The sequence below is a fragment of the Sphingosinicella sp. BN140058 genome, assembly GCF_004135585.1.
Classification (GTDB): domain Bacteria; phylum Pseudomonadota; class Alphaproteobacteria; order Sphingomonadales; family Sphingomonadaceae; genus Allosphingosinicella.
In genome coordinates this window covers 1870217-1894342 of the sequence record NZ_CP035501.1, presented here as the reverse complement: position 1 = coordinate 1894342, position 24126 = coordinate 1870217, and the positions used below count along the sequence as shown (strand labels likewise).

Genomic DNA, 24126 nt, shown 5'->3' with positions numbered 1-24126 from the left:
TCGCGGAGTCCCCAATGACATTGAAGCTGGTCCTGCTTGCCTCCCTCGCGCTCACCACCGCGACCGCCTTCGGCCAGACCACTGTTCCGGCGAGCCCGGCTGGCGACATCCCGGCCAAGTTCACTCCGCCGAGCGAGGATCGCGATTACGTCAAGCGCGAGGTGATGATCCCGATGCGCGACGGGACGAAGCTGTTCACCGTCATCGTCTTCCCAAAGGGCCTGACCGACGCGCCGATCGTGCTCACCCGGACGCCCTACAATGCGGCCGGCCGGGCGAAGCGGATGGACAGTCCCAGCATCCTCTCGACCCTGCCGCTCGCCGACGAAATGTTCGTCAAGGCCGGCTACATCAGGGTCTATCAGGACATTCGCGGCAAGTACGGCTCCGAGGGCGACTACGTCGTCACCCGGCCGGTCATCGGGCCACTCAACCAGACCAAGGTCGATCATGTCACCGACGCCTGGGACACGATCGATTGGCTCGTCAACAAGGCGAACCTGCCCGAATCGAACGGCCGCGTCGGCATGATCGGCTCCTCCTACGAAGGCTTTACCGTCGTCAACGCGCTGCTGAAGCCGCATCCGGCGCTCAAGGTCGCGGCACCGGAGAGCCCGATGATCGATGGCTGGATGGGCGACGACTGGTTCCATTACGGCGCCTTCCGTCTCGCCAACATCGCCTGGCTGGGCGCGCAGACCGGCTACAAGGGCGAAGGCAAGGCGCCGCCGACCGGCGGTTATGACGATTACGACAATTTCCGCCGGGTCGGCTCCGCCGGCGCCTGGGCGAAGAAATCGGGTTACGATCAACTGCCCTTCTGGCAGCGCATGGTCGATCATCCTGCCTACGATGCTTTCTGGCAGGGCCAGGCGCTCGACAAGATGGTCGCCGCCAATCCGTCGAACGTGCCGACCCTGTGGGAACAGGGGCTGTGGGATCAGGAGGACATGTACGGGGCGATCACCACCTGGGAGGCGCTCAAGGCCAAGGGCAAGACCGGCAACAACTTCCTGGTGATGGGGCCATGGCGGCACAGCCAGGTCAATCGCGACGGCCGCTCGCTCGGCGTGTTCCAGTGGGAAGGGGACACCGCCGCCCAATTTCGCGAGCAGATGGTGCTGCCCTTCTTCAATCAATATCTGAAGGATGGCCCGCCCGCGCCGATGCCCGCCGCGACCATCTACAATACCGGCGAGAACAAGTGGGATCGCCTGACCACCTGGCCGCTCGCCTGCGAACAGGGGTGCCAGGCACCGCTGAAGCCGATCTATTTGCAGGCCGAGGGCGGTCTCGGCTTCGAACGCGCCCAAGCGGGTCAGGACAGCTACGTCTCCGATCCCGCCAAGCCGGTCCCCCACCTGCCGCGCCCGGTCAATTTCGGCGATGGGCGCTGGGGCGAGTATCTGGTCACCGACCAGCGCTTCGCCGACGGCCGTACCGACGTGATGACCTATCAGACGGAGGTGCTGACAGCGCCGGTGCGCGTGTCGGGCGCGCCGATCGCCGATCTGTTCGCCAGGACGACCGGCACCGACGCCGATTTCGTGGTCAAGGTGATCGACGTCTATCCGGACGAAGTGGCCACCGATCCGAAGATGGGCGGCTTCCAGTTGCCGATCAGCCTCGACATCTTCCGGGGTCGCTATCGGAACAGCTTCGAGAAGCCCAGCGCGATTCCGACCGGCAAGGTCCAGCGCTATCATTTCCGGCTGCCGACGGTGAACCACGTCTTCCAGCCCGGCCACCGGATCATGATCCAGGTCCAGTCGAGCCTGTTCCCGGTCTATGACCGCAACCCGCAGACCTATGTGCCCAACATCTTCCTCGCCAAGCCGGCCGACTATCGCAAGGCCACCATCACCCTGGAACGCGGCGGCAGCAATGCCAGTGCGGTCTGGCTGCCGGTCGTCCCCGTCGATCAAAGCGCGGTGATGGTGAAGTAAGGGGACCGGCGCCTCCACTGCGCCCGGAATGCGGGTGGCCTGCGATCCGTTCTAACCCGTTCGGGCTGAGCCCGTCGAAGCCCACTCCTTCTTGTTGCTTGGGGCCAGGAAACGGGAGGGGTTCGACAGGCTCACCCCGAACGGCTGTCTAGCGATGGAGCGTTCTTTGATAGTTTGATTCAACGCTGCGCCCGGGCAGGCGAACGAGAATCGCCCTCACCCCCGAGGCCCGTTCGGGCTGAGCCTGTCGAAGCCCACGCCTTCACCTTGTTCCCCAACGGAAAGGGAAGGGCTTCGACGAGCTCAGCCGAACGGGTCCCTGGGGTTTTGATGCTCACTTGCCGACACTCACCCGGCTCGCCACCAGCGCCTTGCGCCCGCGATCGAGCGACCAGAGCAGGGTCGGGTCCGATCGATCCCACTGGATCGCCTGGCCGGGCGTCGGGATCGGGATCGTCGCGACATGTTCGAGCCGCGAGCCCGCCTTGGGCAGTTGTAGCGCGTACAGTTCGGGACGGTCGTGGCCGGTGACGTAGAGCAGGCCGTCCTTGCCCCACGCCCCGCCGGACGAGGAATAGGGCGCAAAAAGCGCGAGCACGGTCTTCGGGAACAGCCAGGCGCCCTGCTCGACGAAGTTGCGGTCGAAGCGGACGAGCGTGGTCGCGCGATGGTCGCGGCCGGCATCCGCGCCCTTGTCGTCGTAATTGGCGAAGCAGGCCCACCAGCTGCCGTCATGCCATTCGAGCCAGGTCAGCGATCCGCGGCCGGGCCCCAGGCTGCGGCTCTTGATGTGGCGCAGGCTGGCCAGATCGAACCATTCGATCGAGCTCGCCATCGGCACGTCGGGATAGTTTGACGCGGCGCAGACCAGCGCCCTGGCGACGATCGTGCAGCTGTTCATGTGGATGAACTGCGCGGGGTCGCCCGTCCAGCCGGTCACCCGCTTGCCGCTGCGCCGATCGTACTTGCCGATCTGGGCGTTCGAGATCGCATAGACGAACCGCGCGTCGGCCGCGACGCCCTGGCGCGCCTCCTCGGCCGGCAGGCGCATTTCCTCGCGAGCCGGCGGCAGTGCCGCGGGCGCAAGCATCAGCGCGATGGCGGCGGCCAGCATCAGAAATGCGCCGACACGCCGGCCCAGAAGGTGCGGCCGTAGCGCTCGTTCTGGATCACCCAGTCCCGGTGTCCGCCCTGATATTGGCGGGTCGGTTCGTCGGTGAGGTTCTGGCCTTCGAAGAACAGGGTGAATCGGTCGGTCACGGCGACGCTCAGCTTTGCATCGAGACGGCGAAGATCGTCATTATACTGATCGGCGTTCGGATCGGCATCCGCCGCGATCAGCGCCCGGCCGGTATGGTGGTAAGCGAGCGAAGCCTCGATCGGACCCTTCTGGTAGAAGAGCTGGGCGCCCCAGAGCAGATCGGATTGCTCGGGGAAGCCGGTGGTTCGGTCCGCTCCGGTCGTGCCGGGAACCCGCAACGTCGAATCGAGCAGGGTGACGTTGAGATTGACGCCGAAGCCGGAAAGCAGCCCCGGCAGGAAGCTGAATTGCTGCTGATAGGACGCCTCGAGCCCGATGATGTCGGCGCTCTCGCCATTTTGCGGCTGGGTGAAGGTGATCCGATCATAATCGGCCCCGCCGACGCTGCCATTGTCGGTCTGGAAGGTGGCGCTGAAAATCGGGTTCCTGATGAACTTGGCGAAGGCGCCAAGGCTGAGCAGGCCGCCTGGCGCGAAATACCACTCGCCGGTGGCATCGAGCGAGTCCGCGACATAGGGGCGGAGCGTCGGGTTGCCGAGCGATACGTCGGCCTCGTCGCCCTCGGCGACGATCTGTCCGCCGGGCGAAAGGCTGGCGTAGCTCGGCCGGCCGACGCTGCGGCTGTAACCGAGCCTGACGACCACATCGTCCGCCGGAGCGATACGGAGGATGAGGCTCGGCAGCCAGTTGGTATAATCACTCTGTTGGGAGACCGGCAGCACGGTAGCGCCGGCAAGCTGAAAGCCGGCAATGTCGAGGCTGGTACGCTCCACGCGCAGGCCGGCGGTGAGCGCGATGGCTCCGAGATCGAGGTCCGCCATGGCGTAGCCGGCCAGCACGTCCTCCTCGAGTTCGAGATCGGACACCGTCTGGTTGACGAGGCTTGCCGCGTCGTCGCGGACGAACTGGGCGGATCCGAGCCTCCCGTCGGTGAAGGCGCGGATCAGGTCGGCATCGATGGTCGGAGCGATGACGTAGGTACGGCCGCCGCCGACGCGGACGTCCGCAGCCGGGCCGGCGAGCCCGACCAGGGTGAACCGGTTCGCGGTCGTGCCCCGATTGTAGATGTCGTTGGCGACGTCGAAGCTCTTGTCGGTCGTCCGATATTTGGCGCCGAATTTGACGAAGCTCTCCGCCCCCAGCGCGAGCGCGCGCCTGGCATCCGCGCGGAACGCCCAGATATCTTCCTCGCCGCGTTCGTCTTGCGCTGTATATTGGCGGAACTGGAGGTTGGAGGCGCCGACCGGTATGCGCGGCGCCGCGGTGAACAACCTGTCGCTGAAATCGAAATCGACCGCGCCGATAGCGGACGCGTTGCGGAACTGCCAGAGCTGATTTGGCTCGATGACTTCGTTGTGGGTCCGCGACGCGCCGTAATCGAGGGTCCAGGGGCCGAAGCGGCTGGTCCCGCCGATCATGCCTGCGAGCACCGATTTCTCCTTATATTCGAGCCGGAGATCGGAGCGCTGCGCGGTTGCGGTGGAGCTGCCGCTGAGCCCATCGGGCGCGAGCACCAGCGCGCCGCTGGCCACCAGCGCCTGGCCGCCGTCGGCGAAGTCGAGCCGGTAACGCTGGCGATATTCGTCTTCGGTGAATCGGCTGTAGATCCCGCGGACATGGAATTGATGATCGTCGCTCGGCCGCCAGTCGAATGATCCGGTGGCGCCGATCCGCTCTCGCTCCAGACGATAGTCGGTATATTTGAGGTTGATCGGAAGCCCGCCGCGCGTGGCGCCGGCGACCGGTGCCCAATCGTCCGGATAGAGGCCGAAGCTCTGGAAATCGCGCTTCGAATAGCTTCCGCCGAGCAGCAGGCCGAATTGCCGGTCGGCGCCGAAGCGGCCGCCGACGCTGAGATCGCCGCGGACCGGAACCTTGTCGTTCAATTCCTGATAGCCGGCCTGAACATTGGCCTGAAGCGCGAACGGCGCGCGAAAGTCGAAGGCCGTCTGGGTGACGAGATTGATCGTCGCGCCGAGTCCCTGGCCCTCCTGGTCGGCGGTCTTGAGCTTGGACACCTCGACCCGGTTGAGCAGCTGGCCCGAAATGACGTCGAGCGGCAGGCGCCGGGTGTTGCCGTCGGGATTGCCGATCTCGAAGCCGTTGACCGTGTAGGAATTGAGATCGGACGGCACGCCGCGCACCGCGACGTAGCGGCCTTCGCCCTGGTCATATTGAACGCCGACGCCGGGCAGGCGCTCTACCACTTCGGCAACGTTGCGGTCCGGCAGCTGACCGATCTCGTCGGCTGAGGCCACGTCGGTGATGCCGAGTGCGTCCCGCTTCAGCGCGATCGATCGCGCCTGTTGCGCCCGCTGCCCGGTGACGACGATCGCGTCCTCCGCCGGAGCAGTCTCCGCCTGCTGCGCCAACGCCGGTCCGCCGGCCGTGGCGACGATTGCCGCGCCGCAAAGAAGATCGATCCGCATGTCCGTTCCCCGCATCCGTTTCGACGCGCCCTAGGCGGCAGGGATGACGGTGCGGCGACAATCGGATGACGGACGGGTGACGAGCCGGAGGCTATCTTCATGCGCCTCCAGCCTGGCGCGGGAGGCCGCGCCAGGCTGGAGGGATGTCGATGTCGGCTGAACGTGCGCCGGTACGGCGCAGCGCGATCAGCTGGCGATGTCGAACAGGCGGTTGTAGCGCTGGAAACCCTTTTCCTCGGCGAGGCTGACGACCTCTTCCTCGGTCAGGACCTGGGTCCCGACGACATATTGGCCGCGGAATTCCTTGCCCTCGATGATCCGGTGATAGACCGGGCGATAGGTCTTGCGCAGGAACTGCGCGGCTTCACTCGCAACGCCGGGGCTGATCGACGGCACGTGCTGCTTGGGCAGAGCGGCGCTGGCGAACGGGCGGATGGTCGCGGTGCAGCCGGTCTCCTTGCGCCATCGCGTGATGGTTTTTTCGCCGACCCCATATTTCTCGGCGAGCTGCCGGTTGGTCTTAACAGGGGCGTGATCCGCGAAATCGGGCGGGCAAGTGAGAATGGCCATGTCTGCCTATCGGCTGTTGGGGGAACGCACCGTGCGAGGAGGAGGTGCACGGCAAGTCCCAATTGGTGATTTGGCAGCGAAAATCAAGCCTTTGAACGGCCGCAGGGGAGAGAAGCGTCTCCTGCGGAGACGGAATACCGTGACTCTACGGTGCCGATCCGCGCTTTTTGCCGGCTTTTGTGCCGATACGGGCACGAGACGGCCGACTCGCACGCCCGTTTTCCAGGAAGGCCGGTGAACTCTTTCGGGTGACAGGGCGAGGCGACCTGCATCGCCGCCGTCGGAAGCACGATTCGAATTGTCACAATAAGCGGAGATAAGGGCCCAACTGCACAGGGGAACGACATGCAGCCTCGGGACAGCGAAGATCCGGCGCTTCGTCCGGTGACGGACTTGCGCAAGCGCCTCGCCAAAGTCGATCGGACCTTCGGGCCGTCCGGCGCGCCGCGCCGCCGCTATCGCACGATCTGGATCTCCGACGTCCATCTCGGCACCCGCGGCTGTAACGATCGGCTGCTGATCGACTTTCTCGACCATGTCGACAGCGACAAGCTGTACCTGGTCGGCGACATCATCGACGGCTGGCGGCTGAAGAAGCGCTTCTACTGGCCCGAGCGCCACAATGCGATCGTCCGGCGGGTGATGAAGCGGGCCAAGCGCGGCACCGAGGTCGTCTACATTCCCGGCAATCACGACCAGATGTTCCGCCAGTTCGCCGGCACCAGCTTCGGCGGCGTGCAGATCCGCCGCCGCGCGGTCCACGTCACCGCCGATGGCCGGCGCCTGCTCGTCCTGCATGGCGACGAATTCGACGCGGTGGTCATGGCGCAGCCGTGGCTCGCCTTCCTCGGCGACGCCGCCTACACCTTCCTCCTCTAGCTCAACGTGGTGGTGAATGCGGTGCGCCGCCGCTTCGATCTGCCTTATTGGTCGCTGTCGAAGCACGCCAAGCACAAGGTCAAGGACGCGGTTGCCTTCATCTCGCGTTTTGAGGAAACCGTCGCCCATGCGGCCTCGGTCCAGCAGGTCGACGGCGTCGTCTGCGGGCACATCCACACTGCCGAAGCCCGGACGTTCGGCGGCGTCGCTTACTATAATGACGGCGACTGGGTCGAAAGCTGCACCGCGCTCGTCGAACATGACGATGGCCGGATGGAAATCCTCCACTGGGCCGACGAGATTGCGGCGCGCGGCCGCGAAGCGGGGCTGAAGGCGGCCGCCTGATGCGCATTCTGATTGTCACCGATGCCTGGGCACCCCAGGTCAACGGCGTGGTGCGCACCCTGCAGGCGACCCGCGACGCTCTTCAGCAGATGGGGCATGTCGTCGGCCTGATCGCGCCCGATCTCTTCCGTTCGCTGCCATGCCCGACCTATCCGGAGATACGGCTTGCGCTCGCCGGCGCTGCCGCGATCGGCAGAAGGATCGAGGCATTCGCACCGGAGGCGATCCACATCGCCACCGAAGGACCGCTGGGCCTTGCAGCGCGGCGCTGGTGCCTGCGCCGCGGCCATCCGTTCACTACGGCCTACCACACCCAATTCCCGGACTATCTGGCGCGGCGCACGCGCTTGCCGGCGGCCGCCTTCTGGCCGTTCATCCGCCGCTTCCACCGTCCTGCCGCCGCCATCCTGGTGTCGACCCGGGCCGTCGCCGTGCAACTCGATCGGCAGGGCCTCGGCCAGACACGATTGTGGAGCCGCGGCGTCGACCTGTCCTGCTTCGGGCCCGATGCACCGGTGCATCCGCGGCTGCAGCGGCTGCCAGGACCGATCCTGCTGCATGTCGGCCGCCTCGCCGTCGAGAAGAATGTCGAGGCCTTCCTGCGCGCGCGCCACGCCGGCAGCAAGATCGTCGTTGGCGACGGGCCCCTGCTCGCCGCGCTCAAGTGCAAATATCCCGACGTCGCCTTTCTCGGCGCCCGTCAAGGCGCCGAGCTCGCGTCGCTTTATGCCAGCGCCGACGCGCTCGTCTTCCCCAGCCGTACCGACACGTTCGGCCTGGGGATGATCGAGGCGCTCGCCTGCGGCACCCCCATTGCCGCCTTTCCGGTACCGGGCCCGGCGGACGTGCTAGACGAGAGCGTCGGCGCGATGCGCGAGGATCTCGACGACGCCATCGCCGCGGCGCTGACTCGTGATCGCGCTGCCTGCGCCGCTTTCGGCCGACGGTTCAGCTGGTCGGCGAGCGCCGGGCAGTTCGTCTCGGCGCTGGTGCCGCTAAAGGCCGGTGCGGATTTCCGTCCGGGCCTCGCCGCCACCGCCTGAGCGGATCCAGCCGAGCCCGACGCCGATGACGGCGAGGCCGAGGAACAGCAGCAGCGCCGAGGTCAGCATCGCTATCTCGAACACGCCTGCGGCGACTTCTCTCGGGCGCATCGACCACTCCTCCGGCTTGCCGAAGGTCTACGCCGATGATGTTGCGCTTTCGCGACACGTCTCCGTGCGCCCCGTTCGGGCTAGCCTCCCGTCGCGGTGACCCGCCAGACGCTGTTGCCGACATCGTCGGCGATCAGCAGCGCGCCGGTGCGGTCGAGCGCCAGGCCGACCGGCCGTCCGCGTGCCTGCCCGTCGGCGTTGAGGAAGTCGGTGACGACGTCCACCGGCTTGCCGGCGGGCCGTCCGGCCTGGAACGGGATGAAGACGACCTTGTAGCCGGCATAATGATCCCGGTTCCAGCTGCCATGCTCGCCGACGAAGGCGCCGCCGGCGAAGCGTCCGCCAAGGCTTCCACCGGCGCCGAAGGCGAGGCCGAGCGGCGCGACGTGCGAGCCGAGCGAATAATCGGGCGGGATCGCGCGGGCGACGAGAGCGGGCTGCTCCGGCTTCACCCGCGGATCGAGATGCTTTCCGTAATAGGAATAGGGCCAGCCGTAGAAGGCGCCGGGCCGCACCGAGGTGAGATAATCGGGCACGAGATCGGGGCCGAGCTCGTCGCGCTCGTTGATCACGGCCCACAAGATGTTGCTGCCGGGGTAGAAGGTCAGGCCGTTGGGGTTGCGAAGACCGCTGGCATAGACACGGTGTCGGCCGGTTGCGCGGTCGACTTCCCAGATCATCGCCCGGTCGCGCTCCGCCTCGGCGCCGTTCTCCATCGCGTTGCTGTTGGAGCCGATGCCGACATAGAGGCTGGCGCCGTCAGGGCTGGCGGCAAGACTCTTCGTCCAATGATGGTTGATCTCCCCGGCTGGAAGATCGGTGAGACGCTGTCCGGGGGCGGTGATCCGGGTCTGGCCGGGCACATACGGATAACGCACGATCGCGTCGGTATTGGCGACGTAGAGCGCGTTGTCGACGAAGACGATGCCAAACGGCGCATTCAGATTCTCGAGCAGCACCGTCTTGAGCTCGGGAACGCCGTCGGCATTGGCGTCGCGCAGCAGGGTCACACGATTGCTCGGCGGCGGCGTGCCCTTTTCGCCATGCGCTTTCGACATCACCAGGCCGACAATGATGCCTTTGGGCCGGGTCACCGGTTCCGCGCCTTGCTTGCGCGATTCGACCACCAGGATGTCGCCATTGGGCAAAGCGATGAGGTTGCGCGGATTGGACAGGCCGGTGGCGACCTGACGGATGGCGAGCCCGCTCGGCACCGTCGGCGCTTCGTTCTGCTTCCAGCCGACCACTTCCGCGATCCGCATCGCCGGCAGCAGAGCCTGCCGCGGCTCGGGAAGCTGCGGGTTCGGGCCAAGCTGGCTCTGCGGATCGATCGTCTGTTCGCCGCAACCGGCCAGCGCGAGCAACGCGGCACCCGCGAGCAGCAGCCGCTTCATGGCCGCACCCCGACGCCATGCTTGTAGACGAGCGAGCCGCCCAGCCACGCGCTCACGCCCAGCAGCAGCACCGTGATCGTGGAGAGAATAAGCCCGGTCGGAACTACCGCGGTCCAGCCATCGCGATTGTGAACGAACACGTTGACCAGCCCGATCACCATCACCGCGATGTTGAGCAGCATGTGCGGCGTCGCCGGGCGCAGCGCGCGAATGCGCTTGTTGGCGAGATAGTCGGTCAGTCCGGTCGCGGCGGCGAGCGCCCCGAACAGAAGGCCGGCGGCGAGCAGCCAGCTCGCCATGTTGAGCCAGAACAGATTGGCCGAGCGCCAATAGGCGATGTCGGCGGCGAACGCGCCGATGAAGGAGACCATCGGGAACGGGATCAGCATCGGGTGAAGCGGATGGCCGAAGATCCGTGCGGTGGATTGCGGGGGCGGGTTTTCCATGCGGCGGACCTCCTGTTGCGAGCGTCTCTACTACACCGTCGCCCCGCCATTGTTCCGGCTCCGGGCTGGACATAGACGAAAGGCGGTAGCCAGTGTTGCGCCGCATGCTTTAGGCTCGAACGATGACCGATCTGTCCGACTTCATCGCTCGCCTGCCCAAGGCCGAACTCCACATGCACATCGAGGGAAGCCTCGAGCCCGAACTGATGTTCGCGCTTGCCCAGCGCAATCGGGTGGAGATCCCGTTCGACAGCGTCGAGGCGGTTTGCGCCGCCTACCAATTTTCCAACCTGCAGGATTTCCTGGACATCTATTATCGCGGCGCAGACGTGCTCCGCACCGAGGCGGATTTCCGCGACCTCGCCGCCGCCTATTTCGATCGGGCGGCTGCCGACGGCGTCGTGCATGCCGAAATCTTCTTCGATCCGCAGACCCACACCGATCGCGGCATCGGCTTCGACGTGGTGATGCGCGGGCTCACCGCGGCCATGGATGCGGCGCAAGCGCGCCATGGCATCACCTCCAGGCTTATCCTCTGCTTCCTCCGCCATCTCGACGAGGCTGCCGCCTTCGCGACCCTCGAGGCCGCGCAGCCATGGCTCCACCGGATCGAGGCGGTGGGCCTCGACAGCTCCGAACTCGGCCATCCGCCCGAAAAGTTCGCCCGGGTGTTCGCGGCGGCCGCCGCTTGCGGCCTGAAGCGCGTCGCCCATGCCGGCGAGGAGGGCCCGCCCGATTACGTCCATCAGGCGCTCGACGTTCTGCAGGTCGATCGGCTCGATCACGGCAACCGCTCGCTCGAGGATCCGGCGCTGGTCGAACGCCTGGTGCGCGAGCAGATGACATTGACCGTCTGTCCGCTCTCCAACCTGAAACTGTGTGTGGTCGGCACGATGGAGGAGCATCCGATCGATCGCATGCTGGACGAGGGGCTGCGGGTGACGATCAACTCCGACGATCCCGCCTATTTCGGCGGCTACGTCAACGACAATTACCGCGCTGCCGCGGAAGCACGCGGGCTGGGGCGCGACGCGCTCGTCACGCTGGCCCGCAATTCGTTCCTCGGCTCGTTCCTCCCCGAGGCCGAGAAGGCCGCGCTCGTCGCGCGCCTCGAGGAGTATGCCGCGCGGGCTTGAGGAACTCAGTCCGCGTGGGCCAACGGTCGTTCGCCCCGTGATGCAAGGTCCTTTAGCAGAGTCCGGATCGCCCAGCCGCAGGCGGCAGCGCTGGCCGCGCCGTCGAGGCCCCATTGGTCTCGCATCTCGCTCCACGCGAAGCCGGCACCGAGATACTGGATGACCGCAATCGCCATCGTCCGATCCGGTTCGGCGAGCGCTTCGGTCTCCTTGGCCAGCGCCGCGCGCCAGGCAGTGCTGCGTTCGGACGTCATGGCGTTGCGCATCGCGCGGCCCTGCGCGCTCGCCATGGCGACGATCATCGTCGGCGCATTGGCGTCGAAGCCCGCGAAGAGGCCGGGCAGGCGGGCGAGGACGTCGGGTCCGCTCTCCGGCCAGGCAGCGGGAGCGATCGCGCTCGCAAGGCGGTTCCATAGCGCCTTCATCAGCGCATCCTTGTCCGGGAAGTAACGGTACACGGTGCGCCGCGACACGCCGGCCGCCTCGGCAAGTGCGTCATGGCCGAGCCTCGCCGGCTCTCCGCTGGCAAAGCCGTCCAGCAAGGCGGCTTCGATCCGGCTTCTCATGTCCTCGCGGCGTGCGGCGCGCTTGCCCGAGGGGGTAGGGAGGGTGGCCATCGCCGCGCGTTAGAGACGGGGCACGCCGAGTGTCAATTTCGCCGAGGCGCCGCCGGCACGGCGTGGCTGAAATCTGCGTGAACGTTGACCTTGATCGATGTTCATGTTACGTTCCATTACATGCCCATGCGCCTGTCGATGGTGCGTGGCGTGATTCCTCCACCACGGGGTACCGCCCTTGCTTGAAGGTGGAGGACTGGACAAGAACAAGCCCGGCTGTCCTGCGGACCGGCTCGGCTCTTCCCGCCGCTGCGGAAATCGACCGTATTTACGGTGAATACGGTCGATCGCGTGGCTGGCCCCGCATCTCCTGGTTCGGCCGATTGGTCACGGCACGATCGTGGTGAACAGATAGACTCCAAGGATGACGAGGTGGACGGCGCCCTGAAGGATGGTGGTCCGGCCGGTGCCGAGCGAAAGGGTGGCGACGATCAGGGTCAGGAAGAGCAGGACGATGCTCTTGGGGTCGAGGCCGAGGGCGATCGGCAGGCCGGCTGCAAGCGACAGCCCGGCAACGGCGGGAATGGTGAGGCCGATCGTCGCCAGGGCGGAGCCGAGCGCGAGGTTGAGGCTGGTCTGGAGGCGGTTCGCCAGCGCCGCCCGGGTGGCGGCGACGCCCTCGGGCAGCAGCACCAAAGCGGCGATAATCACGCCGACGATCGCCCGCGGCGCACCGGCGCCGGTGACCGCATTCTCGATCGGAGTCGCGAGGCTTTTGGCGAGCAGGACCACGCCGCCCAGGCAGAGCAGCAGCAGAGCGGCGGACATCGCGGTGTCGCGGTTCGATGGCGGATCGGCATGGGCGGCGGGATCGGCGGCGCGATCCCGGGTCGGCAGAAAATAATCGCGGTGACGAACGGTCTGCACCGCCACGAAGGTCAGATAGAGCAGGAAGGATACGATCGCGACGAAGGCGAGCTGGGAGGGAGCGTAGACCGGCCCGGGCTGGGCGATCGTGAAGTTGGGCAGCACGAGGGTGAGGGTGGTCAGCGCGCACAGGGTCGCTAGCGAGGCGCTCACTCCGGTCTGCTGGAAACTCTGCTCGCGGTGGCGAAGCGCGCCGATCAGGATGCAGAGCCCGACCAGGCCGTTGAGGATGATCATCACTGCGGCGAACACCGTGTCGCGAGCGAGGGTCGCCGCGGCCGGGCCGGCCGCCGCCATCAAGGTCACGATCAGGCCGAGTTCGATAACCGTCACCGCGATCGCCAGGATCAGGGTGCCGAACGGCTCGCCGACCTTGTGGGCGACGAGCTCGGCATGATGAACGGCCGCGAGCACGGTCAGGATCAGGGCCGCCGCCAGCAGCCACGCGGGCAGCGATTTGCCGCCCGCGATCATTGCCCACGCAAGAAGCGGTGCGAACCAGGTCCAGTGGCGGGCGAGTCTCTCCATCCTCGAGCCTAACGCCGCAAGCGCGTATCCGGTGCCGTTACCGTGTCTGAGGCGCTCGAAGGATCGCCGCACACGTCAGGGCGCTCACGGCCGAAAGCGCGGATCTGGAGGGTCAGCCGTGGCCGTTCCCGCTGGCACGGGCCCGGGGGACTTCGTCTTGCCCTTCGTTCCCGCACTCCCCTTCCGCGAGCATCTTCACGTGCGGGTAGGGCATCACCATCCGGCCGTCCGGTGCGGCGGTGAAGGTGACCTGGGTCGGATAGGCGAATTCCACGCCAAGCTCGGCGAAGCGACGCATCATCTCGACCATCACGGCCTGGCGGACGTCGGCGAAGGCGGTGAACTCCGTGCCTTCCACGTGAAAGACCAGCTCGAAATCGATCGACGAGGCGCCGAACTGGAAGGCGTGGCAGCGGTCGAAGGTCGCGTTCGGCTGCTTCTCGACGATCGCCTTCAGCTCTTCGCCGAGCTGCGGGATGAGATCGGGGGCGATCTGGTAGGTCGTGCCGAACGTCATGAGCGCACGGCGCTGCTGCAGCGGCGCGAAATTCTGCAACTGCATGTTGAGCAGATTGGTGTTGGAGACCACCACCAACTCGCCGTTGAGCGCACGGATCCGGGTGCTCTTGAGGCCGATCTTCTCGACCCTGCCGGTGAACGTGCCAAAGGTGATCATGTCCCCACGGCGGAACGGCCGATCGAAGATGATCGAAAGCGCCGCAAACAGATCGGAGAAGATGCCCTGGGCGGCAAGACCGATGGCGATGCCGCCGATGCCGAGACCGGCGATCAGGCCGGTGACGTTGACGCCAAGATTGTCGAGGATGACGACGATCGCCACCGCGAAGAGGGCGACGGTGACGAGCAGGCGGACGATGCCCATCGCGGACGAGAGCGTGCCGTGGCCGTCGTCGGCGCCGGCACGGTGCTGGATGTAGCCAAGGATCAGCTCGCGGGCCCAGATCGCCGCCTGCAGCGTCGCGGCGATGACGAACAGGAAGTTGATCGCCTGCAGGATTGCCGGCGGAGTCTCGGCATGTTCGGCGACGAGTTGGGCCGAGACGAGGATGATGAAGAACAGGCTGGTCTTGGCGATCACCCGTGCGAACAGGATCGGCCAGCGGGGATCGGTTCCCGGCGTCACTCGGCCGACCATCCGGCAGCCGAGCGCGCGGATCCCGAGCAGGGCCAGCGCGATCACCACGCCGACCGCAGAGGCGATCAGGATGTTGAGCCCGTTATTGGCGATCCAGCCTTGCGCTTCGGTGGCGATTGCGCCGGTCTTCTCGGATAGGTTCTGCGCGGCGTCGGCGACGGAAATGCTGTTGTTGCTCATTCTGGTCCGGATGCGGTTTCGAAGGCTGAACGGGACGAGGCACGCTTCGTTGCCGTGTCGCGTCGAAGCGGCGCACCGACGCGGTAGGCGGCCATGGTCGGGGCCGCATGACGCTCGGATGAACGCAGGCCCCGGAAAGGCGGTGCTACGCCGCCTCGGCCTTTACCTTCTTGCTGGTCTCGGCGGCGATTTCGGCCTCGGCCGCCGCCTTGCTCTTGCCCTTGGATCGGGCGCGCTTGGCCACCTTCGCTTCGACCTTGGCGGCCTCTTCGGGCAGAGCGTCGAGGAACTCGATCAGCCCGCGCTCGGCGGCGGACAGGTATTTGCTTGATCGGGGCAGCTTGCGCTCGCCGATCGCGCCGGCATCCTTGGCCGCCTCGATCAGCGCCGGGTGGACATAGGATTTGCGGCTGATCGCCGGAGTATTGCCGAGTGCCTCGGCGACCGGTTCCATCACGCTCTTCAGCTTGACGCTGCCCTTCTCGTCGACGCGGCGGATCATCTCCTCGAAGGCAATCGTGCTGGCGCCCCAGGTGCGGAAATCCTTGGCGGTGAAGTCCTCGCCCATCGCCTCCTTGATGTAGGCGTTGACGTCGCTCGACGTGACCGCGCAGACATCGCCCTCGCCGGTGACATATTCGAATAAATTCTGCCCCGGCAGATCCTGCGTCTTCTTGGCGATGCGGAGCAGGTTGCGATCGGTGATCGTCACGGTTCGTTTGATGCCGTGCTTGCCGGTATAGCTGATCTTGAGCTTGCCGCGTTCCACCTTGGCATGGCGGTTGCGCAAGGTGGTGGCGCCGAAGCTCTTGTTCTCCTTGGCATATTCCTCATTGCCCACCCGCATCCGAGTTTCGTCGATGAGGCGGACCACGGCGGCGAGCACCGTCTCCTTCGCGGTCGGCTTGCCGGTCAGGTCTTCCTCGAGCCGCTGCCTGAGCTTTGGCAGCGCCTCGCCGAAGCGGGCGAGACGCTCGTATTTTTTGGTCTCCTGCTGCTCGCGGAACAGCGGGTGGTAGCGATATTGCTTGCGGCCGCGCGCGTCCCATCCGACCGCCTGAATATGCCCGACGGGATCCGGGCAGAACCAGCATTTCTCATAGGCCGGCGGCATGCCGACGCCGTTCAGGCGATCGATCTCCTCCCGGTCGGTGATCCGGCTGCCGTCGGCCGCGAAATATTGCCAGTAGCGGCCCTGGCGCTTGCGGGTGATGCCGGGCGCGCTGTCGTCGACGTAGCGGATCATTCACTTTCCTCTGCCGGAGCGAAGGATAAGCGCGCCTGTGGGGCCTTCGTTCCGGTACGGGATTTGTTGAGGCGCGACGAGGTTGCGGTGGAGGAGTTCAGTATCCGTTCGGGCTGAGCCCGTCGAAGCCCATTCCTTCACTTGCTTTTGCAAAGGACAGGAGAAGGCTTCGACAGGCTCAGCCCGAACGGAGTTGGGGAGATGCGGGCGAGCCGATTTCTATTCGGCCGCGATCGCCACCGAAACAGGTCGTCGCGCCCGGCGATCGAAAATATTGCAAAGCGCACGCTGGGCGGGGCGTTCGACGCCGTGGAACAGGATGATCGACGCGGCGAGGGTGAGCAGCAGGTAGAGGCCGAACAAGGCGGGCGTCAGCGCGGTGCCGACGAACACGATCTTGAACAGCCGGAACAGCAGGAAGTGGACGAGGTAGGTCGAGTAGCTGATCAGGCCGAGATAGTGGATCGGACGGGAGGCGAGCGGATCGAAGCGGGCTCCGGCGCCGAGCGCGACCAGAAACAGCAGGGTGGCAAGCAGCAGCGGCGCCGCCAGCGTCTCGCCGGGCGTCGCAGCGACCAGCCCGAGCGGCAGCAGGGCGGCGAGGAAGCCGCGCCGATACCCCGCGCGCCACTGCGTCCACAACGCGCAAAGCATCGTGCCGATGGCGAATTCGATGAGGGCGCGGAAGATGCCGAGGTGCGGGACATCGTGGTCGAGCACGCTGCCGCCGCCAGCCTTCATGACCAGGTGGAGCAGCATGGCAAGGCCGGTGACGAGCAGGATCAGCGCCCAGGCGGGCAGCCGCCGCCAGTCGATCGCGGCGGTGAGCAGCGGGAAGAGGAGATAAGCGGCGAACTCCCCGCTGATCGACCAGGACGGATCGTTCCAGGCCAGCCGGTCCGTGAATCCCCAATTGTGGACCAGCAGGATGTGGAGCGGCAGCTGGCCCCAGGGCTCGTCCGCCGGCTTGCCGAGCGCGAGCAGCAGCGAGGTGAAGGCGATCGCTGCGCCGAGCATGACGATGTGCAGCGGCCAGATCCGCGCGATACGCCGCGCGAGGAAGCCGGGGAAGGCCGCGATCCCGCCTGTCCGTAGCCGATCGACGTAATTCAGCCAGAGCACGAAGCCGGAGAGCATGAAGAACAGATCGACCGCGAGGTAGCCGCGGCCGAGCAGCGCCTGCACCGGCTCCGGCAGGAAAGCGCCGGCGGAGATCCGCGCATGGTAGAGGACGACGTACCAGGCGGCGATCCCGCGTATGCCGGTGAGGGCGGGCAGATCGCCACGTCCCGCGAGAGCCTGGCCTTTCCCGCTCATGCCGGCTGCTGAATGGCCGGGCGGGCAGGCGCCGCCGCAGGTTGCCCCCAGCGGCCGCGGCCCGCCTGCTCGCGACGGCGGACGATGAGCGAGAATCCGGTCTCGACCCCGAGCATCAGCAGGATGAACGGGGTCAGCGCGATCGCGACGAAAGCGGCACCGACCAGATAGATGATCTGAAAATGCTGGAGTGCTGTGGCGAGCGGCGCGATCCACGCCTGGTCGCCGGCGGCGTCGCGATAGCGGCGGCGGATGCGCTCCATCCTGAGCATGACGATGCCGTGGATCAGGAACAGCCACAGCAGACCGGGATAGCCCTGCTCGCCCAGCATCTCGAAATAGGCGCTGTGCCAGGCGCGGCCCTCGTCGATGAGTTTCTGCTCGATCAGGCGCTGCACGCCGCCTTCCTCGACCACCTGCGTGGTCTGCACTTCCAGCTTGTTGATATGATAGGCCCCGAAGCCGCCGCCGGTCGGGTGCTCGCGGGCAAAATCGAGCGTCCATTGCCATACCGCGATTCGCGATGCGGCCGAGCTGTCCTGCTGGTGCCCCGAGATCAGACCCATCCTTTGCTGGAAGCTCTGCGGCAGCAAGGGTGCCACCAGCAGACCAGCGAAGGCGACCAGGCCGATGTAAAGGAAGCGGCGCTTGACGTCGCGCAGCATCAGCACCGCCAGCACCGCGATGCAGACCAGTCCAGTGCGCGCCTCGGTGCCGATCGGGATCAGCAGGCAGGCGAAGACGAAGCCGCCGCAGAACAGCTTCACGCGACGGTCGGGCGGAAAGATGGTGCCGTGGCGGGTGAACCAGAGGATCACCGGGATCAACGCGATCGCGATCGCCGAGATGGTGCTGCCTTCGTAGAGGCCGCTGTTGCTGTCGACCAGCAGGTTGAGGCGGCCGTAACCGCCGCCGCCGGCCATCGTCTTGATCCCTGCCGAGATGATCACCACGCCCGCCGAGAGGACGAGGAAGAGCAAGGCGGCCTCCAGCCGCAGCCGGGTGCGCACCGCCAGCGGCAGGAAGGCGGCGAAGAGCAGGCTCTTCCAAACCCAATCCCATTTGTCCTGCGCCGGCAAGGGCGCGACCGCTGTGCCGGTGGTCCAGCCGGCATAGAGGATCATGCCGACCAGCAGCAGCTGGAAGACCGTGATCCGCATGCCCTTCTTGTCGTCGAGCAGGGCCCAGCCGCCGATCGCCAGCACGGCCACGATCATCGACAGCGGGATCGAATTCAGCAGATAGTAAGAAATTCGATGCGGCGAGACGCTGTCGACATAGATGTAGGCGAGCGTGAACAGGAACGGGCGCCGCGCTGCGAGCCCGAGCAAGGCGAGCAGGAACAGGATGATGCCAATGTCACGCACGCGGCGCATCCGGCGTGCGGCGGAGCTTCGCCCATGCGCTCGTCTCGGCAGCGGCCTCCGGAGCAACCGTATCGTCGTCGAGATCGCGCCGCGACAGGATCCGCCAGGCGGCGAGCAGCATCAGCCCGTGGGTCAGCCCCAGCACGAAATTGTCGATCATCGCCGCCTGTCCTTCCCGCTCGGCTGTAGCCGGATGCGGTTGACGGGCCGTTAAGCCGGCAGCTCCGAGCAACGGACGCGAATCCGGCCCTTCAGCCAGATCTTAAGACCTCCGCTTTAGGCCTGCGCGTATGGCAGGGTTGTTCCTCGTTCGCGGATCGGATCCCGGCGTCGCCGGTCCGGCGCTCGCGTCGGCGCGGGCGCAGTTCGGGCGCCACGGTTTTGCCGCTCCGTCCGAACATGTGGTCGGCGGCTGGACCCTGCTCCACGCGCCGCACATCATCGGCGGCCCGGAGAGCCTGTTCGTCCGCGGTGACGATCTCGTCGCGGTCGCCGGCACTCTGGTCTGCGACGGCAAGCTCGGACGCGGCGCGCTCGAGGCGCTGCTGACGATGGACCTGCCGCGGATCGACTGGAGCCGAATTGGCGGCCAGTTCGTGGCTCTGGTTCGCCGCGGCGGCCGCACCTTCCTGTTCACCGACTTCTTCGCCGCCTTCCAGCTGTTCCGTGACTCCGAGGCGCGGATCTTCTCCACTTCCTTTCTCGCTGCGGCGGAGGCGCTGCCGCGGCTGCATTTCGACGCCCAGGCGGTGTACGAGATGGCGTTCAACGTCGTGCCGATCGGCGATGACACCGTCTTCGCCGAGATCAAGCTCGTGGGTCCGAACGCGCTGATCGAATTGGACGCGGACGGCGCTGTCTTCCACACACTTGCGAAGCCGCTTCCGGACACGGCGATCGACCTGCCGCTTGCGGAACGCATCGCCGCTCACCGCACGAAGCTGGACGCGATCATCGGCGCGCATGTCGCCGCCTACGGCGATCGCATCTGCTGCCCGCTGTCGGGCGGCCTCGATTCGCGCCTGCTGCTCGCCGGCCTCCGCGCCGCCGGCAGTCGTCCGCATGTCTACGTCTACGGCCGCGCGGACAGCGAGGATGTCGCGATCGGTCGCGCGATCGGTGCGGCGGAAGGGTTCAAAGTCGAATGGGTCGACAAATCGGCCGTGCCGCCGCCCGGGCCCGAGGCCTATGCAGAGCGGGTCGCGCGCAACTTCCAGGACTATGACGGCCTTCCCGTCTACGGCGAGATCTTCGAGAGCGGCGCCAATGCCGCGGCGCGGGACGCCAGGCATCCCGGCGGCGCGCTCGCCGCCTCGGGCGGATGCGGCGAGATCTTCCGCAATTTCTTCTATCTGCCCGATCGGCCCGTCTCCGCCGCCGTCGTCGCCCGAACCTTCTTCGCCCGCTACGATCGCGGCGATCTCACCGGGGCGTTCGACGACAAGGCCTTTCTGCGCGGCATCGAGGACAAGATCCTGGCCGCGCTCGGCCGTGCCGGCGATCGCGGCAGGCTGCCGCGCCCGCTCGTCGAGCATATCTATCCGCGGCTGCGCTGCCGCTCCTTCTTCGGCCGCGAGATCAGCCTCGAGGCGCGCTACGGCCCCTATCTGATGCCGTTCCTCGATCATCAGGTCGTCGCCGGAGCAATGACCCTGCCGATGGCACTGAAACATGCCGGACGCTTTGAAGCGATGCTGGTCGCGGCCCTCGACCCATCGCTCGCGCGGCACATGTCCGCCTACGGCCATGGCTTCGATACGCCGCCGGGACTGCGCCACCGCCTGTCCGAATGGAGCACCCGGATGCGCCCGGCCCGCCTCCGGCAGCACAGTTACGCGCTGCAGCGGCGCCTGCAGCGCGGCTGGGCGGGCCCCACCGGGCTGATGGCGTCCGACTATCTCGGACGGGTGATCGATCTCGAACATCCGGCGATGCGGCGCTTCTTCCGGATCGAGCGGGTGCAGGATCAGGGCATGCTGATGCGCATCGCAAATCTCGAATATCTGGCGAAAAGCCTTGGGAGCCGAGTGATCGGGTAGAGCCGAAATTCTAAGCCCCTCCCTTTCAAGGGAGGGGAGGGGGTGGGTGAGCCGCAAGGCGGCTCGATGCCGCCTTGCGGCTGTTTAGCGCCCTCGGCCCCATCGAGGGGCTTCGGCCGCCTACCCACCCCTTTTAAGGGAGGGGCGAAGTTCAAGGCGAGAGGGGGCGAAGCCCGGCTTCCAATTACCGCCCCTCTTCGGCCTTGATGCCCTTGCCGAGGCGATTGCCGCGCACCGTCAGCGGATCGTCCGACCAATTGCCGACGAACACGGTCTCGTAGGTCACCCCGGGCGCCAGCGAGACATCGTTATTCTCCACCACCAGGCCGGCGGAGCTGCTGTGCACGCCTTCCGCGGCGACGGCGATCATCGTCGAATAATTCTCCTTGCCGCGGCCGTTCACGAAGACGTTGCCGACGATGCGACCGGTGGCGCCGCCCGACAGATCGATCGCGTAATTCGTGGCGCTGCCGCGGCTGTCGTCGAAGCTAGTGCCGGTTACCTCGATCTTCGGCGAACGGGATTTGAGATAATGGCCGCCGGTGCCGCGCTCGAACCGCGAATTGGTAACGATCAACGCGCCATATTCGCCGATATAGAGCGAATGGGCACCGGTGCCGTCGGGATGCTTGCCGAGGCCGCTGAAGGTCGAATGATCGATCCGGATCGTCGCGGCGGGATCGTTGGCCGAGAGAATGCCGCACTGGCCGTTCTGGAACACCGTCCAGGCGACGGTGAGATTGCCCTGCTCCATGCGAATGCCGGCGCCGTTGCCGTCGGGCACGCGGGCATTCTGGAAGACGAGGCCCTCGACGTGCGACTCGCGTCCGCGCAGCACCAGAGCGGCCTTGCCCTCGCACATCTCGCCGTCGAACACGGTGATCCCGCGCTGCTCGGCGACGAAGGCGACTCGGCCGCCTTCCTGCACGGCGCACTCGCGGTAGCGGCCGGGGGCGATATAGATGGTGCCGTCGCCATTGCCGATCGCCGAGACCGCTTCCTGCAGCGATCCGAAACGCTGGCCGGTCTCCTCGATCCGGTACGGCCCCGCGTCGGATTGCGCAGCGGCGGGTGCGGCGAGGCCGGTGGCGGCGGCGAAGGACAAGGCAAGGCGCAAGGGGATGGTCATCGCACGAGGCTCCACGATCGGGTTGGCGGGAAGGGTAGAGCGATGCAGTTGACGGGCCGTTAAGCCTTGAATGGCACAAGACGGAGATGCGGATTCTCCACGTGCTCGACCACAGCCTGCCGATGCACAGCGGCTACACGTTCCGGACTCGGGCGATCGTCACCGCGCAGCTCGGCCGCGGCCTGGACGTCGCCTGCCTGACCGGCGCGCGGCACACGAGCGGCGGGCCCCCTCTCGAGACGATCGAGGGAATCGATTTCCATCGCACCCCGATGCCGCGACCGGCGCCGTCGCCGCTGCGTGAGTGGCGCGAGGTGCGCGCGCTCTCGCGGCGGCTCGACGCGCTGGTGCGCGAATGGCGGCCCGATCAGCTCCATGTCCATTCGCCGGTGCTGAATGCGCTCGCCGCGCTGCCGGTGGCACGCCGGCACGGCCTGCCGCTGATCTACGAAATCCGCGCCTTCTGGGAGGATGCCGCGGTCGGCAACGGCACGGGACGCGAAAATTCGCTCCGCTATCGCGCCACCCGCCTGCTCGAAACGCGCGCCGCCCGCCGCGCCGACATGGTCGCGGTGATCTGCGAGGGGCTGCGCCGCGATCTCGTCGCTCGCGGCATCGCTCCGGAGAAGATCATCGTCTCGCCCAACGGTGTCGACATGTCATTGTTCGGCAGCCCGGTCCCGGCCGATCCCAATCTCGCGCGCCGGCTTGGCCTGAAGGATGCCGATGTGGTCGGCTTCATCGGCTCCTTCTACGATTATGAAGGCCTCGACGATCTGATCGCGGCGATGCCGCTGCTGCTTGGCCGGCGACCGAACGCGCATTTGCTGCTGGTCGGCGGCGGACCGATGGAGCAAGCGCTGAAGGCCCAGGCCGCCGCGTCGCCGGCCGCTTCCAGGATCCACTTCGTCGGGCGGGTGCCGCATCATGAGGTGGAGCGCTATTACGGCCTGATCGACGTGCTCGCTTATCCGCGCAAGCAGATGCGGCTGACGGAACTGGTCACGCCGTTGAAGCCGCTCGAGGCCATGGCCCAGCGCAAGCTGGTCGTCGCCTCCAACGTCGGCGGCCATCGCGAGCTGATCGAGGACGGCGTCACCGGCACCCTGTTCCCGGCCGGCGATCCGAAGGCGCTGGCCGACGCGCTTGACAGCCTGTTCGCCAATCGCGGCGCCTGGGAGGGGCGGCGCGACGTTGCCCGCGACTATGTCGAGCGCGATCGTAATTGGTCTTCAAATATTTCCAACTACATGCCGGCCTATCAGAGGCTGACGGGCAAGGCGTTATGATGATCCAGGCTCCCTTCCGGCTCCGCGCCGGCACGTTCGACATCGCGATCGCGGCGTTCGCGGCCGTGGCGATCGGCTTTGCCGGCTTCGCGCTGCCGGAATGGCGGCTGTTCCAGCTGCTCAGCCTCTTCCACGTGCCCGATCTGCTCCCGTTCGCCAATCCGCCGCTGGGCCTCAAGGCGCGGGCGGCGACGGCCTTTCTGTTCGGCGGCGGTGCGTTCGTCGGCGTCTTCCTGCTGATGCGGCTGCTGGACAGGATACCGCCCGCCCGTGACCCGCAGGATGCGGACGAGACGGAAGAGTCGCCGATCCGGTTGCGCCGTGCAGATGCCCATCCGGACGCGCCCGCCCGGCGGCCGCTGGTCGCGCGCGATCTCGGCGAACCGTTCGAGCTTGATCAGGTCGCGGATCTCGCGCTGCCCGCCGAAGCCGAAGCAATCAGCGCCCGTGCCCGCGAGCCGGAACTGGTCGAGTTCGTCGAGATCGAGCCGTCGCTGCCACCCCGCTTCGAGCGCGTCGCCGCCGCACCGCCGCGCGCCGCGCCGGCCGTTGAGGCGCCCGCACCGACCGCGGCGCCGATCCCCACCCTGGGCAGCGATCTGCCGCCGCCATCGGAGGATTCGCTCTCCACGTTGATGCAGCGGCTCGAATCGGGTCTGCGCCGCCGCGAAACTGCGGCGCCGCCTCAAGCTCCGATTCCCGCTCCTGCAATGCCATCGCCGCCGCCGGCTACGCACCGGGCGCCGACGGAGGACAGCCTGTCCGAGCGGCTGCGCAACGCGATGAACGATTTGCAGAGGCTCGCCGCCCGCACCTGATCGTGCGAAAGGC

The 24126-nt window shown here is 66.7% G+C and carries 20 protein-coding genes and 1 pseudogene; 7 read left to right on the top strand and 14 right to left on the bottom strand.

Annotation, left to right across the window (positions count from 1 at the left end; translation table 11 throughout):
* Positions 1-14 precede the first annotated feature (14 nt).
* Positions 15-1946, top strand: coding sequence for a CocE/NonD family hydrolase (locus ETR14_RS08555; protein WP_129384225.1), 1932 nt, complete (start codon positions 15-17; stop codon positions 1944-1946).
* Between the two features lie 334 nt (positions 1947-2280).
* On the opposite strand, the gene ETR14_RS08550 is transcribed toward ETR14_RS08555, so the two are convergent.
* From ETR14_RS08550 to ETR14_RS08540, 3 genes are all read right to left on the bottom strand, one after another.
* Complete coding sequence (locus ETR14_RS08550) at positions 2281-3060, bottom strand: hypothetical protein (RefSeq protein ID WP_129384224.1); 780 nt, start codon at positions 3058-3060, stop codon at positions 2281-2283.
* Entirely contained in the window at positions 3060-5636 is a 2577-nt protein-coding gene (locus ETR14_RS08545; protein ID WP_129384223.1) for a TonB-dependent receptor, read from the bottom strand. Before ETR14_RS08545 ends, ETR14_RS08550 begins: the two co-directional genes overlap by 1 nt.
* 186 nt (positions 5637-5822) lie before the next feature.
* Positions 5823-6206, bottom strand: coding sequence for a hypothetical protein (locus tag ETR14_RS08540; protein WP_106513961.1), 384 nt, complete (start codon positions 6204-6206; stop codon positions 5823-5825).
* 345 nt (positions 6207-6551) lie between these two features.
* Between ETR14_RS08540 and ETR14_RS08535 the strand changes: the two are divergent.
* Together ETR14_RS08535 and ETR14_RS08530 are read left to right on the top strand one after the other, a co-directional pair.
* Positions 6552-7430: pseudogene (locus tag ETR14_RS08535) on the top strand (UDP-2,3-diacylglucosamine diphosphatase).
* The gene (locus ETR14_RS08530; protein WP_129384222.1) at positions 7430-8473 is read left to right on the top strand and encodes a glycosyltransferase family 1 protein; all 1044 of its coding nucleotides are present in this window, start codon (positions 7430-7432) and stop codon (positions 8471-8473) included. The pseudogene ETR14_RS08535 and the gene ETR14_RS08530 overlap by 1 nt, the downstream one beginning before the upstream one ends.
* On the opposite strand, the gene ETR14_RS28300 is transcribed toward ETR14_RS08530, so the two are convergent.
* From ETR14_RS28300 to ETR14_RS08520, 3 genes are all read right to left on the bottom strand, one after another.
* Positions 8426-8584, bottom strand: a complete 159-nt coding sequence (locus ETR14_RS28300; protein ID WP_165356382.1) for a hypothetical protein — start codon at positions 8582-8584, stop codon at positions 8426-8428. The two genes, ETR14_RS08530 and ETR14_RS28300, sit on opposite strands and share 48 nt — an antisense overlap.
* Positions 8585-8664: 80 nt before the next feature.
* On the bottom strand, positions 8665-9978 hold the full coding sequence (locus tag ETR14_RS08525) for a sorbosone dehydrogenase family protein (protein WP_129384221.1): 1314 nt from the start codon (positions 9976-9978) through the stop codon (positions 8665-8667).
* A complete protein-coding gene (locus tag ETR14_RS08520; RefSeq protein WP_129384220.1) occupies positions 9975-10424 on the bottom strand; it encodes a DUF2231 domain-containing protein in 450 nt (149 codons plus the stop codon). Before ETR14_RS08520 ends, ETR14_RS08525 begins: the two co-directional genes overlap by 4 nt.
* Positions 10425-10546: 122 nt before the next feature.
* On the opposite strand from ETR14_RS08520, the gene ETR14_RS08515 reads away from it, so the two are divergent.
* The gene (locus ETR14_RS08515) at positions 10547-11560 is read left to right on the top strand and encodes an adenosine deaminase (protein ID WP_129384219.1); all 1014 of its coding nucleotides are present in this window, start codon (positions 10547-10549) and stop codon (positions 11558-11560) included.
* 5 nt (positions 11561-11565) lie between these two features.
* On the opposite strand, the gene ETR14_RS08510 is transcribed toward ETR14_RS08515, so the two are convergent.
* The 7 genes from ETR14_RS08510 to ETR14_RS28295 form a co-directional block, all read right to left on the bottom strand.
* Positions 11566-12177, bottom strand: a complete 612-nt coding sequence (locus ETR14_RS08510) for a TetR/AcrR family transcriptional regulator (RefSeq protein WP_129384218.1) — start codon at positions 12175-12177, stop codon at positions 11566-11568.
* Positions 12178-12504: 327 nt separating this feature from the next.
* On the bottom strand, positions 12505-13572 hold the full coding sequence (locus ETR14_RS08505) for a calcium:proton antiporter (RefSeq protein WP_129384217.1): 1068 nt from the start codon (positions 13570-13572) through the stop codon (positions 12505-12507).
* A gap of 112 nt (positions 13573-13684) precedes the next feature.
* Entirely contained in the window at positions 13685-14908 is a 1224-nt protein-coding gene (locus ETR14_RS08500) for a mechanosensitive ion channel family protein (RefSeq protein WP_129384216.1), read from the bottom strand.
* Between the two features lie 145 nt (positions 14909-15053).
* The gene (locus ETR14_RS08495; RefSeq protein ID WP_129384215.1) at positions 15054-16154 is read right to left on the bottom strand and encodes a DNA topoisomerase IB; all 1101 of its coding nucleotides are present in this window, start codon (positions 16152-16154) and stop codon (positions 15054-15056) included.
* 219 nt (positions 16155-16373) lie between these two features.
* Positions 16374-17471, bottom strand: a complete 1098-nt coding sequence (locus tag ETR14_RS08490) for an acyltransferase (RefSeq protein ID WP_129384214.1) — start codon at positions 17469-17471, stop codon at positions 16374-16376.
* Positions 17468-18847 (bottom strand): DUF5935 domain-containing protein, encoded by a 1380-nt coding sequence (locus ETR14_RS08485; protein ID WP_371416765.1) that lies wholly within the window; start codon positions 18845-18847, stop codon positions 17468-17470. The genes ETR14_RS08490 and ETR14_RS08485 overlap by 4 nt, the downstream gene beginning before the upstream one ends.
* Positions 18831-18998, bottom strand: coding sequence for a hypothetical protein (locus ETR14_RS28295; protein WP_165356381.1), 168 nt, complete (start codon positions 18996-18998; stop codon positions 18831-18833). The genes ETR14_RS08485 and ETR14_RS28295 overlap by 17 nt, the downstream gene beginning before the upstream one ends.
* 130 nt (positions 18999-19128) lie before the next feature.
* Here ETR14_RS28295 and ETR14_RS08480 point away from each other — a divergent pair, with 130 nt between their 5' ends.
* On the top strand, positions 19129-20877 hold the full coding sequence (locus ETR14_RS08480) for a hypothetical protein (RefSeq protein WP_129384212.1): 1749 nt from the start codon (positions 19129-19131) through the stop codon (positions 20875-20877).
* Between the two features lie 184 nt (positions 20878-21061).
* Here ETR14_RS08480 and ETR14_RS08475 read toward each other — a convergent pair whose 3' ends face one another.
* Positions 21062-22006: a right-handed parallel beta-helix repeat-containing protein gene (locus ETR14_RS08475; protein ID WP_129384211.1), complete on the bottom strand. Its 945-nt coding sequence runs from the start codon at positions 22004-22006 to the stop codon at positions 21062-21064.
* Between the two features lie 86 nt (positions 22007-22092).
* Between ETR14_RS08475 and ETR14_RS08470 the strand changes: the two genes are divergently transcribed.
* Positions 22093-23295, top strand: coding sequence for a TIGR04063 family PEP-CTERM/XrtA system glycosyltransferase (locus ETR14_RS08470; protein ID WP_129384210.1), 1203 nt, complete (start codon positions 22093-22095; stop codon positions 23293-23295).
* On the top strand, positions 23292-24113 hold the full coding sequence (locus tag ETR14_RS08465; protein WP_129384209.1) for a hypothetical protein: 822 nt from the start codon (positions 23292-23294) through the stop codon (positions 24111-24113). The genes ETR14_RS08470 and ETR14_RS08465 overlap by 4 nt, the downstream gene beginning before the upstream one ends.
* Positions 24114-24126: the final 13 nt, after the last annotated feature.